This is a genomic window from Pseudomonas sp. Kh14 (assembly GCF_900291005.1).
Classification (GTDB): Bacteria; Pseudomonadota; Gammaproteobacteria; order Pseudomonadales; family Pseudomonadaceae; genus Aquipseudomonas; species Aquipseudomonas alloputida.
Map to the genome: position 1 here is coordinate 223,661 of NZ_OLKJ01000029.1, position 19,830 is coordinate 243,490.

A 19,830-nucleotide genomic window follows, 5' to 3' on the forward strand; every position below is an offset into this window, starting at 1 on the left:
TGACACACTAGGTCGTTTTTGCCGAGCCCCCAGCGCCAAGTGAACAGGTCAACACTTGCGGGCGCTCCTCGGGAACTACAACCGGAGCAGCAGGCATCCGGTATTGGTTCTCCCACTTCGCCACAACCAGAGGCGCCAGTGCGTTGCCCAAGACATTCAGCGCCGTAATCGGCATGTCCATCAAGCGATAGACTCCGGCGATGAACGCAATACCTTCCACCGGCAGACCTGCACTGGTCAGCGTAGCGGTCAAGATGACGAACATGGCACCCGGGACGCCGGCTGCGCCCTTGGAGGTCAGCACCATGATGATGATCAGCATCGCCTGGTCAGCCAAGCTCAGGGGAATTTCATAGAGCTGCGCGATGAACAGCGTGCCGATGCCCACGAACAGCGATGCGCCATCCAGATTGAAGGAATATCCCGTAGGGATAACCAACGTCGCAATCGAACGCGGCGCACCGTAGGCCTCGACCTTCTCAATCAGTTGGGGCATGACAGTCGCCGAGGCGGCGGTACTGAACGCCAGGATCAACTCATCCTTGATCGCCTTGATCAGGTCGAAGATGTTGATCCCTGCAACCTTCGCGATGCCGCCCAGCACGACCACGCCGAACAGAATGACCGCGACGTAGGTGACGGCAATCAGTTTTGCCAGAGGCAGCAACGCGGAAAGCCCGAAGTTGGCTACCGTCACGCCGATCAGGCCAAAGATCCCGATGGGCGAGTAGTGCATCACGATATGCGTCACCTTGAACATCGTCGCGGAAATGGCATTGACTACCGCGATCAACGGCATTTTCTTCTCTTTGTCCAGAGCACTTAGCCCAAAGCCGAACATGACCGAGAAGAACAGGACAGGCAGCAGCTTTCCTTGCGCCATTGCACCGACGATATTGTCCGGGATGATGTTGAGGATGACTTGACCAAACCCTGTGTTCTCCGAGGTAGACGGAAGCGAGAGCGTTTGGGTGTTTGCCAGGGTCGTCAAGTTGGCACCTACGCCTGGCTGCGCAAGATTGCCAACCAGCAGGCCACACACAATTGCGATGCTGGTCACGACAAAGAAGTAGAACAAGGCTTTCACCCCGACCCGCCCTATCGCCTTGCTATCACCATTGCCTGCGATCGCGCCGACCATGCACGCGAATACGAGGGGTATGACAATCATCTTCATCATCTTGATGAAAATGTCGCCGACGGGTTGTAAAAGGCTGCTGATTATCCAGGCTTTATACTCGGGAAAGAAATTGAGAAGTGCCCCCACTACAACCCCGAGCACAAGACCTGCAATAATTCTAGTCACCAGACTAGTCTTTGCCATACGTCCTCCAGTTATTATAATTTGGACTGTACATTGGCCAGCAAAAATGCCAAACACATCGTTGGAGCCTGTTATTTTTATTGAGTGGCCACTCACCGATACACGCCTCTTATCTCACGCAGACAAAGCGGGAGGCGCGTCCCGAAGGTTTATGCCAATCAGGTGGCAAATACACCTTCAAAGTCCTTGAACCCTTTGATCTCGATCGGGTTGCCACTGGGGTCCAGGAAAAACATCGTTCGCTGCTCCCCAGGTTGGCCCGGGAATCGTACAACCGGCGGTATATCGAACTGCACGCCATGAAGCGCCAGGCGGTCTGCCATCGCGAACCAGTCATCCAGATGCAGCACCAAGCCGATATGCGGCATCAACACTTCATGGTCGCCGACTTTACCAGTACGGGTAGTTGGAAAAGGCACACCTTTGTGAAGCGAAATCTGGTGACCGAAGAAATCGTAATCCACATAAGTTTCACTCGTGCGGCCTTCTTTGCAGCCGAGAATGTTACCGTAGAAGTTACGAGATGCTTCGAGATCTGTAACATGGTATGAAACATGAAATAACGATTTCATAACTGCCCTCTTTGGTTTCTGATATAACTTTTTGGAAGGTTAGCGTAGCCTCGCGCACGTGCTAAAGCGCATTTTTCCATCTCTCAGCAAAAGGAAATGTTTTGGACACTCGATTTCTCGAAAGCCTGATTGCGGTGATAGAGACTGGCTCGATTGCAGCGGCTGCTCGACGGGAAAACCTGACCGCACCTGCAGTCAGCCAACGTATACAAGCACTCGAGAAATCGCTGGCGTGCGAACTCCTGAACCGAAGCGCACACGCTGTCGAACCTACCGAGAAATGCCTGTCGTTGTTGCCGAAAATTCGAGATCTGATCCAGGGGGCAGCAGAGCTGAAAGAGGATCTGGACACCAGTAGCCTGACCGGGTACCTCAAGATCGGCGCAATTTCTACAGCGTTGACAGGCCTATTGCCGGAGGCCATGAATCAGCTATCAAGTATTGCCCCGCAACTGAGGCTACGCATCACGCCAGGAGACTCGCGCAGTCTTTACGAACAAGTAGCCTGCGGAGAGCTCGATGCGGGAATCATGGTATGTCCGCCCTTCACCGTCCCCAAAACCATTCGTGTACAGGTGCTTCGCGAAGAACCCCTGATGCTTTTGACCAAAGACCCGATTGACAAGCGCGACATCCGATCGACGATTCTTGGTCGAAACCTGATTCGATATGACTCAAACGCCTGGGGTGGGCAGATTGCACAGCAGTACTTGAATGACAATAACCTGCAACCCGATGTCCTCTGCAATCTGGATGCGCTAGATGCAATCTACATCATGGTCGCAAAAGGTATGGGGGCCTCCGTCGTCCCGCTATGGGCGGGATTGAAAACTGACGACGTACAGGCAACGCCAGTGTCGGACGCTGACCGCTACATGCGCCAGGTAGTCCTGCTTTACAAGTCCAACCCCAGAAGGCCTAAAGCGGTGGAGGTTTTGAAGGAACAGCTTATGAATAACTGCAGCTTCCCATAGATCACTCGCGCTCTGCGTTGACTGCCTCAGCCATCATGCTTGAACTGACTCGGGGCCGGATCTCACCACGCCCATACTGGCAACAACAGGAGTGGCGGCCTACATCTCCGAGGGTGTCACCCATCTCTCGTTACCCCTGCGCATTTCAACCCGGCTGCAGCCGACATGCCGCGCGATTGTTTGTACACGCGAGCAGGGGACTTGTGCTTTACGAACTCCGCGCTCTTGCTGCCGAACTCATCGGTGAGCACTGAGTCTCGGTGCGCCTGTACATGAAGCCGACATTGCTGCGATGGCCCTCCCCCGGCACTACCCGATTGAATATTCGTGCTTGAAAAATCCCCCCTGTTCAGATGCGCCAGAAGATGTAGAATCCCTCGCCAACCTCTAAACCTGATCATTCAGTTGTCACGCCGAGTCCTGCAATGAAGCTGGCCCACCACACACGATCACAGGTCGCCTGGGTGCTGTATTTCAGCATCCTGTTCGGCTCGTTGCTGTGCGCCATGGGCCATGGGCAAATGGCCGGGTTGCGCCTGGCTGGCATGGATGATGCCGCCTGGTGCACGGCCGACAGCAGCGGCATGGTCCAAGGTGAGCAAGACTTCAGCGATCCGAGCCTGCCTGCCGGCGGTGACTGCGTGATCGCCAGCCTGTTCAGCGCCACACTGCTGGCCGTCTTTTTCGGCCTGCTGACCCTGCTCACCGGCGAGCCGGGCAGCCCCTTACCCAACCAACCTCCGCCACGCCTGCCCAAGCAGCGCTGGCCACTGGTCAATCCCCGCGCCTCTCCCGCTTCGCTTCTCGCGTTCTGACATCGCCATGTCCCCGTGCCGCCTGATCGGCAGCGGGCGTGTGCTCACCGATTTCAGCCAGGAAGCCTTGCATGTTCCGCATGACCACTTTGGCGCTGCTCGTTGGCAGCGCAACCTGTGCCTGGGCGCAGGATGACACCCTGACCCTGCCGGCCAGCAATGTCACGGCCGCAGCCAATCAACCCACGGAGGCAACCCGCCTTGACCTTGATCGCCCCATCGAAAGCGGCTCGCGGCTGAACCTGAGCGCCAGGGAGAACCCCGCTTCCGTCAGCGTTGCCGACCGCAAGACCATGGAGCGCATTGGCGCACGTAACTTCCAGGACGCCGCCAATGCACTGCCCGGGGTTAACGCCTCGGCTCCGCCCGGCTGGGGGGGATATGTGTCGTACCGAGGGTTCAACGGTGCCCAGATCAGCCAGTTGTTCAATGGCATCAATTTGCAGTATGGCGGCGCGGCGCGCCCGGTGGGCGCCTGGATCTACGACCGCGTCGAATTGCTCGGCGGGCCATCCTCCTTCCTCAACGGCAGCGGCGCTGTCGGTGGCAGCCTCAATTTCATCACCCGGCTGGCAAGCCGTGACGAAGACACCTTCGAAGGGCGCGTCAGTTATGCACGCTACGACACCATGGAAACGTCGGTCGCCTTCAACAAGGCGCTGAACACGGGCGACGGCCCACGCCACTATGCCCGCCTCGACTACAGCCGCACCAGCACCAACGGCTATATCGATCGCCAGGAGAATGGGGCCGGCAACCTGGCCTTCTCGCTGCTTAGCGACATCAACGACCAGCTCTCGCACACGCTGGCCATCGAGTACCTGGAAGAGCAAGAGGACAGCCCCTACTGGGGCTCACCGGTATTGCAGCCTCTGGTCGGCACTCTGCACATCGACAAGCACAACCGTTTCAACAACTACAACGTCGAAGACGGTCGCTACGAACAGCGCACCCGGTGGCTGCGCTCGATCACCGACTACCGCTTCGACGACAACACCCAACTGCGTAATACCTTCTACCACTACAACGGCCAGCGCGATTACCGCAATCTTGAGGTGTATCGCTACAACGCCGACAACAGCGCCACCGCTCGCTCGGGCGGCTATCGCCAGCGGCACGACCAGGAGGTCAACGGCAACAAGCTCGAGCTGACCCACCAGGGCCAGTTGTTCGGCCTGGCCAGCGACTGGGCGTTCGGCATGGACTACAGCACCAACCAGCAAACCAACTACCCACTATCCAAGGGGGCGTTCGACACGGTTGACCCGAACGGCTTCGAACCCGGGCACTTCCTCGATATCCCCGGCATGGACGCGCCCATGACCAAGGGCAGAACCACCACCACCGACACCACCTCGGCCTTCGTCGAGAACCGTACCCGCCTGACCGATCAACTGTCATTGATCACCGCGCTGCGCTACGACCATATCGACTTCGACGTGGTCGACCATGTGGCGCGAGCCAGGCTCGACCGACGCTGGGACGCCATCACCGGGCGCCTAGGCCTGGTCTATGACCTGACCTCCAACGTTAGCCTGTACACCCAATACAGCACCTCGGCCGAACCACCAGGCGGAACCCTGACCAGCGCCTCGATCAGCCAGGTCGGCGACTTCGACCTGAGCACCGGCCGTCAGGTCGAAATAGGCAGCAAGTTCGACTTCCTCGACGGCCGCGGCTCGGCCACGGCAGCGGCGTATCGCATCGTGCGCAAGGATATCTCCGTGCCCTCCTCGACCGTGCCCAACACCACCGAGCAGGCGGGCCAGCAGACCTCCACCGGCATCGAGCTGGCAGCCTCGTTCAAGGTGACGCCCAAGCTGCTGGCGGCTGGCAACTTCAGTTGGGTAAATGCCGAATACGATGAATTCAACGAGACCATCGGCGGCGTAGTGTACTCGCGCAAGGGCAAGAACCCGGTCAACATCCCCGACCGCGTGGCCAACCTCTGGTTGACCTACGACCTGGCGCCCGGCTGGCAGGTCGGGGCCGATGCCCGCTATGTCTCATCGGTGTACGCCAACACCGCCAATACCGCATGGGTACCGTCGTACACCGTCTACGGACTGTCCATGACCCACGACCTGGACAAGCACGTGCAAGTCAGCGCTCGGCTGCGCAACCTCACCGACGAGGTGTATGCCCGCTTCATCCACCAGACCAACACCCAGTACTACCTGGGTGAACCGCGCAGCCTGGAAGTCGCTGTGCAGTGGCGCTACTGATGAATCGCTGAAGATTGTCCCGGCGTACCGTGTGGACAGGATCGGCGGTGACTTCACCAACGAGATGACCGGCCAGGATTACGACATCAACGACTACGGCCTGATCAGACAGCCCAAGCTCAGCGTTGTCTATTCACCCTGGAAGGTCACCAGCTTTAATGCCAACTGGGATAGAACGTTCCAGGTGGGTACGGGCGCAGCCGCCTACAAAGTGCCACCGCGCAACGAAGACCTTTCTCCATCGATCAACGTAGGCTGGGAAACCGGTGTCACGTTCACGCCAGCCGGTTGGGTCGATGGCCGCGTCGCCTATTGGCGCCCGTGGGTCTGGCAACGCCCTCAGCTGCCTTGGCTTGCTCGACCGCTTGTTGGCCCTCGCGATCAATTGGCTTTCGAAGTGGCGGAAAACAGGCTATGTTCGTGACACGGAGCTTGCGAGGGGGAACCTAGCCTTCGGTCAAGAAAGGGATCCGCGCAACGACATGAAATGCGGAAAACGTCGCAGGTGCCGTAGCCGTGGTGATAACCAGTTCTGCACCGCCACCACCTACCGCAACGCTTTCTGAATCCAGCAATCAAACATGGCGAAGGGCATCACATGTGAACGCCAGGAGGCTTTTCCAGGGCGCCGTCAAAGTGCCGGTATCCGCTACCGGTCACGAGTGGCGGCACCAGCCATGACAAACCTTGATCCCCGCGATGAAATAGCGCACTCCGTACGGAGGGATCGGCTCGAACAGCTGTTTGTTCAGTCAGCGCCCGCTGTGCTTGGCAGCTTCCTGGCCGCCGTAATGCTGTGCTGGTTAGGCTGGGAGCGTTTCGACCAGCAAAGGGTCATGGTCTGGATGACGGTATTGGGCCTGTCGACCGGCGTGCGTAGCGCCATGTTCTTCGCCTATCTGCGAGCACCCGCCAACCAGCGCACGGCCGAACGCTGGGAATGGCGTTACTGGGTCACGCTGATGCTGTCGGCGGCTATCTGGGGTTGGGGCGCCTTTGCCGTAATGCCCGCAGACGACGCGCTGGGGCAGACGCTGATCATGCTGTTTGCCGTCGGCATGTCTGTCAGCGCGGTGTCATGCTACTCCTCCTACCGCAACATGACCCTGGTGTCGATGGGCCTGGTCTTGCTGCCTTCTACGGGCTGGCTACTGCTGCAACCTTCCACGCTGCAACAAGGGATAGCCTTGGCGGTGCTGGTGTTCGCCTGGTTCGTGGTCAGCGCGACGCGAAGCCTGTCCTCGGCATTGACGACGGCCTGGCGCCTGAAACACGAAATGCAACGCGCGCATCGGCTGGCCATGGTGGCCTCGTGCACGGACGAACTGACTGGCCTGAACAACCGACGTGCTTTTTTCGACAACGCGTCGACGCAACACGCCCAGTGCAAGGACGCAGGTGCATTCATGGCCGTGTTGATGCTGGACGTCGACCATTTCAAACAGATCAACGACACGTTCGGGCATGCCGCTGGCGACCAGGTGCTGCAGCGCATCGGTGCAGCGATCAGTGCCAGCCTGCGTGACAACGACATTGCCGGCAGGCTGGGCGGCGAGGAGTTCGCCATCCTGCTGCCCAATACGCCGCCAGACACGGCGATTGAGGTTGCCGAGCGCCTGCGGGCCCGGATAGCCAAACTGTGTGTGAATGAGCAACACCCGGTCACCGCAAGCATAGGTTTAGCGTTCGCCAAGGCCCCTGCCACTGAGCTCGGCGCCTTGCTCAGCAGTGCAGACAGCGCCATGTACCTTTCCAAGGTATCGGGCCGTAACCGGGTCACGGTCGCCGAACCGGAGCAGGAGGCATTGCGCAAGCAGCACTAGCCCCCAAGGAAGCGCTATGCAGGGTCCTGAGCCGCAGCCTCACCCGGCTCCGGGCGTTGCGTGCGGGTTCGGTGTTTCAGCAGCGCACGTGCCGCCAACGCCGCGAGCACCAGGCCTGGAGCCGCGGCCATCAGCAGCCCCCCCGCACCTGCACCTGCTGCAAGGATCTGCCCGGCCGCCAGAGGACCGGCCATGGAACCCAGGCGCCCCACCGCCACCGAAGCGCCCAAGCCCGTTGCGCGCACCTGGGTCGAATACAGCGTCGGCGCCAGCGCGTACAGCACCAACTGGCCACCAATGGCGCAATACCCTGCAGTGAACCCGGCCAGCAACATCAGCCCGAAACTGCTCGACAGCCCCAGCCCCGCCAACGAAGCCAGCATGCCGGCGTAGGCGATCAATACCGCCCGCCCGGCAAACCCGCGGTCCATCATCCGACCGGTCAGGAACGATCCAGCCGCCCCACCCAGGTTGAACAGGATCTGCACGGCGCCCGCCTGCGGTCGGCTGAAGCCTTGGCCGATCAACAGCGACGGCAGCCAGTTGAGCAACATGTACAACACTGTCAGGGTGAAGAAACATGCCACCCACAGCAACAGCGTGCGGCTTGCCTGCTGCGGCCCGAACAGTTGGGTAAGCACACCTTCACTGCCAGCCTTGGCAACGCCTTGGGCACGGAATGCCTGGGACTCTTTCAGCCAGATCATCAGCACGAAGGCGATCACGATCGGTGCGATGCCGCCGACGTAGAACACCGTACGCCAACCGTCGCCCACGCCGGCCATGCCGATCAGCGACGCAACCGCCCCGCCCAGCGGCACACCACAGTAAGTCAGGCTGACCGCCGTGCTCCGCAGACGCTCAGGCGCCGCCTCGCTGGCCAGTGCGATCAGGATTGGCAACGCCGCCCCCAGCCCGAGCCCTGTCATCAGCCGCGCGATCAACAGCGAATCGTAGGTCTGGGCATGGGCGGTCCCTAGCGAGAAGCCGCCAAACAGCAGCACCGCCACGATCAGGATCGCTTTGCGGCCAAAGCGGTCTGCCAGCCAACCGCCGATCAGCGCGCCGGGCAGCAACCCCAGCAACCCGGCACTGAATACCCAACCGAGCATGGCAGGGGTCAGGTTGAATGCCTTGGCCATGTGCGGCGCGGCAATGCCGGTGGCCTGCAGGTCCAGCCCTTCCAGCAAGGCAACGAGAAAACACAAGCCGATGGTGAGCACGGCCTTGCCCGATGACGCGGATGAATGATGCATGTGTGGCCCTCTGTTGTTGTTATCGGTCGAGTGGTCAAAGGCGGAACGTGGCGCGTACTGAGACAAACGACGAATCTTCGCCGCCAGCCTCCTTGATGGCCGTGCCCACGTCGTAGTACTTCAGGTCAAGGTCCAGGGTCAGGTTGGGAGTGGCAAGCCAGCGCGTGCTGGCGCGGTAGATGGTACCGACATGGCGGCCCGTGCCGCGGGTGTTGGCCAACATGCTCATACCGGGCATGTACACGCCGTCTTCCTCACGCTGTTTCCACACTTCGAAGATGCCGGGCTCGATGCGCAGCGTGCGCCAGGGCGAGAAGCCGAAGGTCGGCCCCACCACGATGATGTTGCTCAGGGTGGTGAGGCTGGCTTCGCCATAGACACCATTGCGCGGGTAAAGCGGGTCGAAGGTGCCGACTTTTCCGTCGCCCAGGTCACTGTCGCCGCTTGCGGCATCGATGCGCATGGCCAGGCGCGGTTGCCAGGGGTGGGTGAAGGTGAAGCCGCTGTCGCTCGACAGCGCCCAGGCGCGGATCGACGCGTTGCCCAGGTGGCCGGTCTGCCCGACGAGGTTCCAGCTCCAGTCCAGTGCCTGATGGCGGCCGAACAGCCGCGTGCCGAAAGTGTAGCGCTGCTCGTCACCCGACTCGCCGGCCAGACTGCGGTCGTCGGTTTCCAGGCCAAAGGCTAGCAGGTCCATGTTCCACGACGCCGACAGCGGCAAGGTGCCGTAAAGGCCGTAGAATTTGATGTTGTTGTTGCTGCCGTCGTCCCAACTGTCTTCACCGGTTTTCAGCGGGCGCACAGCGAATGCATCCAGCTTGCGTCCGTCCTTGAGGTTGAGGCTGGCGCGCACGCCGTCGAAGCTCAGGCGGATATTCGGCGCGTCGCGGTAGGTGACCAACACCTGGTCGCCGAAGCCCATCTCCTGGCGACCTACGCGTGTGGTATAGCGCCCGGCGGCGAAATCGTGGTTGAAATCGACGAAGGCCTGTCGCACTTCATTGCGGCTTTCATCATTGGGCGAGTACAAGTCCTTGCCAAAGGCACGGGTATTCTCGACCTGGACGAAGGTACGCACGGCATCGTCGAACAGGTGCAGGTCGGCATGGGCCTGCAGCCGTTGCTGCAGATAGGAATCGTCGTTCAGCCCGCGCAGACCAAAGAAGGGTTTGTCCGAAGCATCGGCCCGGTAGCGGGCCTCAGCCCCGAGTTGCAGCCAGGCCGACTCTGACAGCCGATGGTAGCGCAGGCCATCGAAGGGGGCAGTGGCCTTGGCGGGGTCGTCGAGAAAGCGGTAGTCCTCGATCCAGCGAGGGGCCCCTGGCCTCCCCGGCCGGCTCTCTTCAAGCGGGCTGGCCGCGTAGGCGGACTGGCACAGCGAAAGCACCATGAGGGGCAGGCATACCCCGTTCAACGGCTTGATCATCAGAATTTCCCTTCACTTGTTTTTATAATTGTTCTTACAAACTGGATAACTCTGTTAATGATTATTTTTGTTAACCATATGCGCCGTCAATAGCGTTTTGCCGTGTACAAGGAATGATCAGCATCAAGCGTTCGCTAATCGCACACTTCTGCAGCGAGCGGCTGCGACATTCATTCATCCGTCGCTAGAATCCAGTGGCGTGCTGTCTATTCAGAGGCCATGCGCAAAATTCGAGTCCATTACAAAAACAAGAGTCCCCCCATGAATTGCCTCCGCCCCCTTGCCGCCCTCGGCGTGCTCATGCTCGGTGCCAGCGCCATGGCCGCACCAACCGTTAAACAACCAAACATTCTGCTGGTGGTCGCTGATGACCTCGGTTTCTCCGACCTGTCGGCCCTGGGCAGCGAAATCCAGACGCCCAACCTGGACAAACTGTTGGCCGACGGCCGCCTGATGCTCGATTTCCACGCCGCGCCCAGTTGCTCGCCGACGCGGGCGATGCTGATGTCCGGCAACGATCCACACCTGGTCGGGCTGGGCATGATGTCGGAGACGCGCAAGCGCCTGCCGGCCGGCGCAGAGGTACGCGCCGGCTACGAAGGCGTGCTCGGTGCCAATGTCGCGACCCTCGCCGAACTGCTGCACGACGCCGGCTACCGCACCTACATCGCCGGCAAATGGCACCTGGGCATGCAACCGGCCCAGCAGCCACACAACCGCGGCTTCGACCAGGCCTACGTGCTGCTCGAAGGCGGCGCGGCGCACTTCAAGCAGGCCAACATGGACCTGCAGTCGAACTACAGCGCCACCTATCGCCACAATGGCGAGCCGATCGCGCTGCCCGACGACTTCTATTCCACCACCTGGTACACCGACCGCCTGATCGACGCGATCGACCAAGGCAAGGCCAGCAACAAACCGTTCTTCGCCTTTGCCGCCTACACCGCGCCGCACTGGCCGCTGCAGGCGCCGGATGCGTACCTGGCGCAGTACCGAGGCCGCTACGACCAAGGCTACGAAGTCATCGCCCACGAGCGCCTGAAGCGCCAGCGCGAAGCCGGCCTGGTGCCCGCCGACTTCCCCCTGCAAGCACAACTGGAAGGCGTGCCGAGCTGGGCATCGCTGAGCGATGAACAAAAAAGCCAGTCCGCCCGCACCATGGAGGTATACGCCGCCATGGTCACGGCGCTGGACGCCGAGGTGGGGCGCCTGGTGGAACACCTGCGCAAGACCGGCGAGCTGGAAAACACGATGATCCTGTTCATGTCCGACAACGGTCCGGAGAACGCCACCCGTGTCGACCCCGAGTGGATCAAGGCAAACTTCGATAACCGCCTGGACAACTACGGCCGCCGCGATTCGTTCCAGATGATCGGCTCGGCCTGGGCCCAGGTCAGCGCCCTGCCCAGCCGTCGCTACAAGATGACCACCTACCAGGGCGGCATCCGCGTACCGGCCTTCGTCTACTACCCGGCCACCATCAAGGCCGGCCGCAGCGAAGAGCTGGCCAGCGTCCGCGACATCATGCCGACCCTGCTGCAATTGGCCGGTGCGCCGATGCCCGGCGTCAAGTACCGCGACCGCGATATCGTGCCGCCGCAAGGCACATCGGCGCTGAACTACCTGCAAGGCAAGGACAGCCAGATCCACGCCCATGACGAAGCCCTGGGGTGGGAAATCAACGGCAGCGCCTCGTTGCGCAAGGGCCCGCTGAAGTTGGTGTGGGATGCCACCGACAGCAAGCCAAGCTGGCACTTGTATGACCTGCGCAAGGACCCTGGCGAGCACCACGACATCGGCGCAGGGCACCCCGAGCAGGTTGCGCTGATGCTGCGCGACTGGAAGGCTTATGCCCAACGCGGCAACATCGCGGTCGATGCCGACGGCCGTCCGGCCAGCCCGATCCTGGTCAAGCAGCAATGATCGCCCGGGCAGCCGGCTGCGCAGCACTCGCCGCCGGCCTGCTCGCCGCCGCCTATGCCGTGTGGCCGCAAGCCCCGGCGCCGGCGCTGCTGTGCACGGGCTACAGCGGCCTGCCCGCGCAGCGCCAAGGCCCTTGGCGGGACGGCATGGTGCACGTGCCTGGCGGCGAGTTCAGCTTTGGTTCAAGCCGCTTTTACGACGAAGAAGGCCCGCCTCACCCCGCCAAGGTGTCCGGCTTCTGGATTGACGTGCATCCGGTCACCAACGCCCAGTTCGCGCGCTTCGTCAAGGCCACCGGGTATGTCACCCATGCCGAGCGGGGTACCCGTATCGAGGACGACCCTGCCCTGCCCGACGCGCTGCGGGTACCGGGTGCGATGGTGTTTCATCAGGGTGCGGACGAGCTCAGCCCCGGCTGGCAGTTCGTGCCCGGCGCCAACTGGCGACACCCGCAAGGGCCGGGCAGCAGCCTGGCCGGGCTGGACAATCATCCGGTGGTGCAGATCGCCCTGGAAGATGCCCAGGCCTATGCCCGCTGGGCAGGCCGCGAACTGCCCAGCGAGGCGCAGCTGGAATACGCCATGCGCGGCGGCCTGACCGATGCCGACTTCAGCTGGGGTACCACCGAGCAGCCCAAGGGCAAGCTCATGGCCAATACCTGGCAGGGTCAGTTCCCTTATCGCAATGCGGCGAAGGATGGTTTTACCGGTACATCACCCGTGGGCTGCTTCCCGGCCAACGGCTTTGGCCTGTTCGATGCCGGCGGCAATGTCTGGGAGCTGACTCGCACGGGCTATCGGCCAGGCCATGACGCACAGCGCGACGCCAAGCTCGACCCCTCAGGCCCGGCCCTGAGTGACAGCTTCGACCCGGCAGACCCCGGCGTGCCGGTGGCGGTAATCAAAGGCGGCTCGCACCTGTGTTCGGCGGACCGCTGCATGCGCTACCGCCCCTCGGCACGCCAGCCGCAGCCGGTGTTCATGACGACCTCGCACGTGGGTTTCAGAACGATTCGGCAATGAATGGCAACGGCGTGGCGGCCGCGTCGATGGCCGCCACCTGCCGGTCGAGGTCGGGCAGCAGGTAGCCGAGGAAGAATCCAACGCTTTCCTGCTTTTCCCGGCGCTGCGCCGACCCCACTGGCAACGCCTGGATGCAGCGCGCGCTGCGGGCCCAGGCGAAGGCCTGCAGCACCGTTGCGCACAACTGCAGGAAGTCGCCTGCGGCGCGGTACGGAAATTCGGGATCGCCCGCGGTCATCGACAGCACCTTGGCCAGCACTGCCTCCAGCGTGTCGCACGCGCTGCCCAACGCGGTGGCGGCTGCACCAGCGTCCGCAGCGGCCTCGGTACGCAACTCACCCAACAGCAGGGCGAAACCTTCCCCCCCATCGCCCAATACCTTGCGCAGCATCAGGTCGTTGGCCTGTATTTCGTTGGTGCCTTCGTAGATCATCGCGATGCGGCTGTCGCGCAAGGTCTGCTCGATGGCAAACTCCTGGGTGTAGCCATAGCCACCCAACACCTGCAAGGCCTTGCTTGCCAGGATGAACCCCTGCTCGGTGAAGGCCGCCTTGACGATGGGGGTCAGCAGCGCCGCCAATGTCGCGGCCTTCGCCCGTTGTGCAGGCTCGACGGCGGCGACGGCGATATCCAGCCACTGGGCCGTCCAGTAGGCCAGCGCGCGCATCCCCTCGGTACGCACCCGCAACTCCAGCAAGACCCGACGCATGGCCGGGTGCAGGTGGATCGGGTCGGCGCCCTGGGCGCCCCCCTTGGCCCGCCCCGGGGCAGTCATCTGGCGCCGCTCCAGGGCATAGTCGCGGGCCTGTTGCCAGGCGGCCTCGGCATGCCCCAGCCCTTGCAGGCCAACATGCAGCCGCGCGGAATTCATCATCACGAACATCGCCGCCAGGCCGCCATGGGGCTGGCCTATCAACCAGCCCCGGGCCCCCTCCAGGCGCAGTGCGCAGGTGGCGCTGCCACGGATGCCCAGCTTATGTTCCAGGCCGTCGCAGTACAGTGTATTGCGCTGGCCATCCTCCAGCCATTTCGGCACCAGCAACAGCGAGAGCCCGCGGTTGCCGGGCGGCGCATCCGGCAACCGGGCCAACACCAGGTGGAGTATGTCGCGGGTCAGGTCGTGTTCGCCGCCAGAGATGAACAGCTTGTTGCCACTGACCGCGTAGCCACCGTCGCCCAGGGGCACGGCGCGGCAGCGCAACAGGCTTAGATCGCTGCCGGCCTGGGGTTCGGTCAGGCACATGGTAGGCAGGGTGGCACCACTGACGATGCCCGGCAGATAGCGCGCCTGCAGCTCGGCGGATGCATGGGCTTTCAGGCACAGGTAGGCACCGTGAGCAATGCCGGTGTACATGGCCCAGCCGTGGTTGCTGCCGAACAGCATCTCTTGCAAGGCCGCCTCCAGCACTAACGGCAGCCCTTGGCCGCCAAGCGCCGGGGCGCATGCCAGCGACGGCCAGCCACCGTCGACATAGGCGCGATAAGCCGCCGGGAATCCGTCCGGGGTGCGTACCTCCCCGCCCTCCATCTGGCAGCCCTGGCGATCGCCCGAACTGTTCAAAGGGGCCAGCACCTGCTCGCAGAAACGGGCCGCCTCTTCCAGTACCTGGGCCGCCAGGTCGAGGTCGACGTCGGCATATGCCGGTAATTGCGCCCAGGCCTGATCGGCCCGCAGCCAGTGTTGCAGGACGAACTGCATGTCGCGCAGGGGCGCCTTCCAGGTCATCGGATACCTCCGGGTCAGGCAACGAAATGAGGGTTTTCGATCAGCAGCGCCATGCCTTGGCCACCGCCGATGCATGCCGCTGCGATGCCATAGCGCAAGTTGCCGTCGCGCAATTGACGGGCCAAGGTGTGGACCAGGCGCAGGCCTGTAGCGGCCAATGGGTGACCAAGGGCGATAGCGCCGCCATGGACATTGAGCTTGTCCACATCGAGTTCGAGCGCCTGGGCCACCGCCAGCACTTGGGCGGCCTGGGCCTCGTTGATTTCCAGGCGGTCGATCTGCTCCAGGCGCAGGCCGCTGCGCTCGAGCAGCAAGGTAATGGCTGGCGCCGGCCCGATGCCCATGAGGCCGGGCGGCACGCCAACAGCCGTGGCCATCAGCAAGCGCGCCAAAGGCGAATGAGTGCAATCGGAGTAGCGCGTGACCAAGGCTGCCGCCGCGCCATCGACCACCGCGCAACTGTTGCCAGCCGTCTGCACGCCACCGGCGTGCACCGGGCGCAGCCGAGACAGTGCGGCGGCATCGGTAGGCCTCGGGTGGCTGTCCTGGCTGACCTCACTCACGCCACGCGGCAATCCAATGCCGCGTGGCTGGCAGCCTTCTGCCTCCAGTGCCTGCGCGGTGACGCTGACGATTTCCTCGTCGAACCAGCCCTGCGCCTGGGCTTGCAGGGCCCGCTGATGGCTGCGCAGGGCCCACGCGTCCACCGTTTCACGAGCGAGGCCATAGGCACGGGCCAGGTTTTCCGCAGTACCGATCATGTCCACGCCGGCAGCCGGGTCGTACAGGGCTTCCCAGAGAAAGTCCTTGAACCCGACCGGCGCCCCCAGGCGAAAACCGCCCCGGTGTTCATAGGCCGCGATCGGATTGCGCGACATCGACTCCGCGCCCACGCACAGCACCTGGCGGGCGCCACTGCGCAGCTGTTCACCGGCCTGACGCAACAGTTCAAGGCCCGTGCCACAGATGCGCTGCACCGCCAGTGCCGGTACCGACTGCGGCACGCCACAGTAGAGGCCGACATGGCGTGGCAGCATGTAGGCGTCGAAGCTGGCCTGGGCCATGCTGCCGGCGAGCACGCTGTCTACCGCCTGAGGGGCGGCAGCTGCACGTGCCAGCACCGCGCGGCCGGCCTGAATGCCCAGGTCGATGGGCGAGATCGCGGCCAATGCGCCACCCAGGTCGACCCAGGGCGTGCGCACCATCTGGACGATGGCCGTGTCCTCGAAGACGGTGCACAGCCCGGCCGCACTCAAGGCCGCACCTTGGCGTGCAATGCGTCGGGGTCTTCGCCACGGTACAGCGCCTCGACCTGAGCGGCGCGCCGCTGCAGCACGGCGCGCTGATTGATCGAGCCCTTGTCGGTGATTTCACCGGCGTCGATCGACGGCGGCTCGGCCAGCAGCGACAGCCATTCGATACGGCTGGCGTTGCCCTGGGCATCGCGGTTCAAGCGCTCCAGCCAGTCAGCGAACCAACTGCGCACGGTGTCGTTGGCCAGCACCTGCGCATCGCTGGCATCCTCTGCCGGCCCGGCCAGGCGCCGACACTCGGGCAGACGCGGGAAAACCAGCAGGCCCAGGCATTCACGGTCCGGCGCAGTGACCACGATGTCCTGTACGTAAGGCGAGCCCTCCAGCACTGCGCGGTTGCGCAGCGGCCCGACACTGACGAATACCCCGGACGAAAGTTTGAAGTCCTCAGCGATACGGCCATCGAACATCAGGCCAAGCTCGGGCTGCCTGGCATCGGCCAGCTTCAACGCGTCGCCCGAACAGTAGAAACCCTCCTCGTCGAACGCCTCGGCGGTCTGCTGCGGCGAGCGCCAGTAGCCCGGCATGATATGCGGGCCACGGAAGCGCGCCTCAAGCTTGTCACCCACAGGCACCAGCTTCACTTCGCAGCCAGGTGCCGGCAGCCCGACATAGCCGGCCATCGACAACGGCCCGGTGGTGAAGGTGCACGATGGCGAGGCTTCGGTCATGCCAAGGCCGGCCATCATGCGGATGCGTTCGCCGCAGTGTTGCTCGGCTATGCGGTCCAGCCGGTCCCAGACGCTTTGCGACAGGCCTGCGGCGGCAAAGAAGAACAGCTTGATGCGGGCAAAGAACACCTCGCGCAGCGCGGGGTCCTGCTCCAGTGCCTTGACCAGTTCCTCCCAGCCCTTGGGTACGGTGAGGTAGGCCGTGGGGGAAATCTCGCGCAGATTGCGCAAGGTCTCGGCGAAGCCTTGCGGGGTCGGCTTGCCGGCGTCCAGGTAGAAACTGCCCCCGTTGTAAAGCACGATGCCGAGGTTGTGGCTACCGCCGAACGTGTGGTTCCACGGCAGCCAGTCCACCAGCACCGGCGGCTCCTCGGCGAACGTCGGAAAAGTCTGCAGAAGCATCTGCTGATTGGCGCACAGCATGCGCTGGGTGGTGATCACCGCCTTGGGCAGCTTGGTCGAGCCCGAGGTGAAGAGGAATTTGGCGATGGTGTCCGGCCCGGTGGCGGCGAAAGCCGCATCGGCCGCCGCCAGGTCACCCGGTTGTAGCAGGCTGTCGAAGCTTATATGGGGGCGACCTGCGACCTGGCCACGCACGCTGATCACGCCGACCAAATCGTTCAGCACCGCCTCGAAGGCGCGCTGGAACGGCTGGCTGTCGCTGACGAAGACCACTCCGGGGGTGAGCACCTCGCAGACATGGCGCAACTTGGCGAAGTCTTGCGACAACAGCGCGTAGGCCGGCGACACCGGGCAATAGGCAATACCGGCATACATGGCGCCGAGGGCGATTTGCAGGTGTTCGATGTCGTTGCCGGAAAGCAGCGCCAGCGGGCGCTCGGCACTGAGGCCCAGTCCTAGCAAGTTGGCGGCGATGGTGCGCACATCGGCGAGCATCTGCACGTAGCTGATCGAACGCCAGGCACCGTCTGCCTGGCGTGCCGCGATGAAAGTGGTGTCCGGGCGCACCTGGGCCCAATGCACCAGGCGCTCGAGCAGGCGCGCCGGCAGCGGCGCCAGTGGCTCGACAGGTTGCATGCGCAGCACGTCGTCGACGTGGCTGACCTGCACCTGGGGATGCCCGATGGCCACCTGGCGGTAGCGCGGACGTTGGCCAGGGTCGGTCGACCCTGAGCGGGCTTCGTTATTCACGCAGGTTGCTCCTTGTTCTTGTTGTACATCCTGCCGCCGCCCGAAATGACGGGCGGCGGTCATCTTGCCGGTGGCCTGGGCCTGCCGCGGCTAGATGGGATAGTGACGCGGACCTTGCTGGAGGGTGACCCAGCGCAACTGGGTGAACTGATCGATGGCCGTGCGGCTGCCGAAGCTGCCATAGCCGCTGGACTTGACCCCGCCAAACGGCATCTGCGCTTCATCGTGAACGGTCGGCCCGTTGATATGGCAGATACCCGACTCCACCCGTTGAGCCAAGGCCAGGGCGCGGCTGGTGTCGCGGCTGAAAATGGCCGATGACAGACCGAACTCCGAGTCGTTGGCCAGCTGCAGCAAGGCTTCGTCGCCTTCGGCGCGCAGTACCACCGCCACCGGGCCGAAGGACTCCTCGCGGTACAGGCGCATGCTGGCATCGACGTTGTCGAGCAAGGTCGGTTGCAGGATGCTGCCTTCCAGCTGGCCGCCGCTGACCAGGCGCGCGCCCTTGGCCACGGCATCGTCGATCAGTGCCTTGATGCGCTCGCCGGCCGCTGCGCTGACCAGCGAGCCGAGCACCGAGGTGCTGGCTTGCGGATCACCTGCACGCAGCCCGGCGATCTTCGCCGCCAGCTTGTCGACGAAGGCGTCGGCAATACGGCTGTCCACCACAAGGCGCTCGGTGGACATGCAGATCTGCCCCTGATTGAAGTAGGCACCGAAGGCCGCCGCTTCGACCGTGGCGTCCAGGTCGGCATCGTCGAGCACCAGCAAAGGCGCCTTGCCGCCCAGTTCGAGCAGGGCCGGCTTGAGGTGGCGGGCCGCCAGTTCGCCGACGATGCGCCCGACGTGCGTCGAACCGGTGAAGTTGACCCGGCGTACCGCAGGGTTGGCGATCAGCCGCTCGACGATGGCCGGGGCATCCTGCGGCGCATTGCTGATGACATTGACCACGCCGTCGCCGATGCCTGCATCGTGCAGCACCTGGCCGATCAGCCGATGGACCGCCGGGCTCAGCTCCGAGGCCTTGAGCACCACTGTATTGCCGCAGGCCAGCGGCATGGCAATGGCACGCGTGGCCAGTATCACCGGGGCGTTCCACGGTGCGATGCCCAACACCACGCCGCAGGGCGCGCGCAGGGCCATTGCGAAGCTGCCGGGAACGTCCGAGGGGATCACTTCACCGGTGATCTGCGTGGTCATGGCTGCAGCCTCGCGCAGCATGTTGGCGGCCAACTTCACGTTGAAGCCATACCAGTTGGCCATGGCCCCGGTTTCACCGGCGGCGGCGATGAACTCGGCGGCCCTCGCCTGCAACAGATCAGCGCCTGCCAGCAAGCGGCTGCGCCGCTCGCCCGGTGCCAGGGCGGCCCAGGCCGGAAACGCCGCGCTGGCAGCAGCCACCGCGGCATCGGCATCGGCCAGTGTGGCGGCGGCAGCCTGCGACACCACCTCGCCAGTCACCGGGTTACAGCGCTCGAAGGTTCGTCCATCGCTGGCGGGGCGCGACTGCCCGCCAATCAGCAAAGGCACCTGCAACATGCTCATTCCTCTTGTTGTCGTTATAGAGAAATACCCGCGGGCTTTGGCGCGGCACACCGTCGCCCGCGG

14 protein-coding genes and 1 pseudogene are annotated in these 19,830 nt (G+C 63.2%); 7 read left to right on the top strand and 8 right to left on the bottom strand.

All coding sequences use genetic code 11. From position 1 onward, the window contains the following. Positions 1 to 7 precede the first annotated feature (7 nt). Together FQ668_RS15805 and FQ668_RS15810 are read right to left on the bottom strand one after the other, a co-directional pair. Positions 8 to 1,324 (bottom strand): cation:dicarboxylate symporter family transporter, encoded by a 1,317-nt coding sequence (locus FQ668_RS15805; RefSeq protein ID WP_019438190.1) that lies wholly within the window; start codon positions 1,322 to 1,324, stop codon positions 8 to 10. A gap of 158 nt (positions 1,325 to 1,482) precedes the next feature. Continuing rightward, positions 1,483 to 1,896 carry a VOC family protein gene (locus tag FQ668_RS15810; RefSeq protein WP_010954206.1) on the bottom strand — a complete coding sequence of 138 codons (414 nt, stop codon included), beginning with the start codon at positions 1,894 to 1,896 and terminating at the stop codon, positions 1,483 to 1,485. 101 nt (positions 1,897 to 1,997) lie between these two features. Between FQ668_RS15810 and FQ668_RS15815 the strand changes: the two genes are divergently transcribed. The 5 genes and pseudogenes from FQ668_RS15815 (at position 1,998) to FQ668_RS15840 (ending at position 7,733) form a co-directional block, all read left to right on the top strand. Then, complete coding sequence (locus FQ668_RS15815; protein ID WP_019438191.1) at positions 1,998 to 2,870, top strand: LysR family transcriptional regulator; 873 nt, start codon at positions 1,998 to 2,000, stop codon at positions 2,868 to 2,870. Between the two features lie 425 nt (positions 2,871 to 3,295). Beyond that, on the top strand, positions 3,296 to 3,685 hold the full coding sequence (locus FQ668_RS15825) for a DUF2946 family protein (RefSeq protein WP_019438192.1): 390 nt from the start codon (positions 3,296 to 3,298) through the stop codon (positions 3,683 to 3,685). A gap of 71 nt (positions 3,686 to 3,756) precedes the next feature. Then, positions 3,757 to 5,910 carry a TonB-dependent siderophore receptor gene (locus FQ668_RS15830; RefSeq protein WP_019438193.1) on the top strand — a complete coding sequence of 718 codons (2,154 nt, stop codon included), beginning with the start codon at positions 3,757 to 3,759 and terminating at the stop codon, positions 5,908 to 5,910. 1 nt (position 5,911) lies between these two features. Beyond that, positions 5,912 to 6,223, top strand: a pseudogene (locus tag FQ668_RS15835) (TonB-dependent receptor); the annotation flags it as partial. 451 nt (positions 6,224 to 6,674) lie between these two features. Further along, positions 6,675 to 7,733 (top strand): diguanylate cyclase, encoded by a 1,059-nt coding sequence (locus tag FQ668_RS15840; RefSeq protein WP_023389481.1) that lies wholly within the window; start codon positions 6,675 to 6,677, stop codon positions 7,731 to 7,733. Between the two features lie 14 nt (positions 7,734 to 7,747). Here FQ668_RS15840 and mhpT read toward each other — a convergent pair whose 3' ends face one another. Both mhpT and FQ668_RS15850 read right to left on the bottom strand, forming a co-directional pair. Beyond that, complete coding sequence (mhpT, locus tag FQ668_RS15845) at positions 7,748 to 8,989, bottom strand: 3-(3-hydroxy-phenyl)propionate transporter MhpT (protein ID WP_019438196.1); 1,242 nt, start codon at positions 8,987 to 8,989, stop codon at positions 7,748 to 7,750. 34 nt (positions 8,990 to 9,023) lie between these two features. Continuing rightward, complete coding sequence (locus FQ668_RS15850; protein ID WP_012052237.1) at positions 9,024 to 10,415, bottom strand: alginate export family protein; 1,392 nt, start codon at positions 10,413 to 10,415, stop codon at positions 9,024 to 9,026. 261 nt (positions 10,416 to 10,676) lie between these two features. Between FQ668_RS15850 and FQ668_RS15855 the strand changes: the two genes are divergently transcribed. Continuing rightward, positions 10,677 to 12,338, top strand: a complete 1,662-nt coding sequence (locus FQ668_RS15855) for an arylsulfatase (protein WP_019438197.1) — start codon at positions 10,677 to 10,679, stop codon at positions 12,336 to 12,338. Further along, positions 12,335 to 13,360, top strand: coding sequence for a formylglycine-generating enzyme family protein (locus FQ668_RS15860; protein WP_023389480.1), 1,026 nt, complete (start codon positions 12,335 to 12,337; stop codon positions 13,358 to 13,360). The genes FQ668_RS15855 and FQ668_RS15860 overlap by 4 nt, the downstream gene beginning before the upstream one ends. Here the strand turns inward: FQ668_RS15860 and FQ668_RS15865 are convergent. The 4 genes from FQ668_RS15865 to FQ668_RS15880 form a co-directional block, all read right to left on the bottom strand. After that, entirely contained in the window at positions 13,341 to 15,086 is a 1,746-nt protein-coding gene (locus tag FQ668_RS15865; protein WP_019437619.1) for an acyl-CoA dehydrogenase family protein, read from the bottom strand. The two genes, FQ668_RS15860 and FQ668_RS15865, sit on opposite strands and share 20 nt — an antisense overlap. A 14-nt stretch (positions 15,087 to 15,100) precedes the next feature. Continuing rightward, on the bottom strand, positions 15,101 to 16,342 hold the full coding sequence (locus FQ668_RS15870) for a thiolase family protein (RefSeq protein WP_019437618.1): 1,242 nt from the start codon (positions 16,340 to 16,342) through the stop codon (positions 15,101 to 15,103). Further along, a complete protein-coding gene (locus FQ668_RS15875) occupies positions 16,339 to 18,222 on the bottom strand; it encodes a feruloyl-CoA synthase (protein WP_019437617.1) in 1,884 nt (627 codons plus the stop codon). Before FQ668_RS15875 ends, FQ668_RS15870 begins: the two co-directional genes overlap by 4 nt. Positions 18,223 to 18,312: 90 nt before the next feature. Next, positions 18,313 to 19,761 (bottom strand): aldehyde dehydrogenase, encoded by a 1,449-nt coding sequence (locus FQ668_RS15880; protein ID WP_019437616.1) that lies wholly within the window; start codon positions 19,759 to 19,761, stop codon positions 18,313 to 18,315. Between the last annotated feature and the right edge of the window lie 69 nt (positions 19,762 to 19,830).

Bases quoted from the DNA above. Each gene is read 5' to 3' on its own strand.
- FQ668_RS15805 (WP_019438190.1), bottom strand. From the start codon at position 1,324: ATGGCAAAGACTAGTCTGGTGACTAGAATTATTGCAGGTCTTGTGCTC.
- FQ668_RS15810 (WP_010954206.1), bottom strand. From the start codon at position 1,896: ATGAAATCGTTATTTCATGTTTCATACCATGTTACAGATCTCGAAGCA.
- FQ668_RS15825 (WP_019438192.1), top strand. From the start codon at position 3,296: ATGAAGCTGGCCCACCACACACGATCACAGGTCGCCTGGGTGCTGTAT.
- FQ668_RS15830 (WP_019438193.1), top strand. From the start codon at position 3,757: ATGTTCCGCATGACCACTTTGGCGCTGCTCGTTGGCAGCGCAACCTGT.
- mhpT (WP_019438196.1), bottom strand. From the start codon at position 8,989: ATGCATCATTCATCCGCGTCATCGGGCAAGGCCGTGCTCACCATCGGC.
- FQ668_RS15850 (WP_012052237.1), bottom strand. From the start codon at position 10,415: ATGATCAAGCCGTTGAACGGGGTATGCCTGCCCCTCATGGTGCTTTCG.
- FQ668_RS15855 (WP_019438197.1), top strand. From the start codon at position 10,677: ATGAATTGCCTCCGCCCCCTTGCCGCCCTCGGCGTGCTCATGCTCGGT.
- FQ668_RS15860 (WP_023389480.1), top strand. From the start codon at position 12,335: ATGATCGCCCGGGCAGCCGGCTGCGCAGCACTCGCCGCCGGCCTGCTC.
- FQ668_RS15865 (WP_019437619.1), bottom strand. From the start codon at position 15,086: ATGACCTGGAAGGCGCCCCTGCGCGACATGCAGTTCGTCCTGCAACAC.
- FQ668_RS15880 (WP_019437616.1), bottom strand. From the start codon at position 19,761: ATGTTGCAGGTGCCTTTGCTGATTGGCGGGCAGTCGCGCCCCGCCAGC.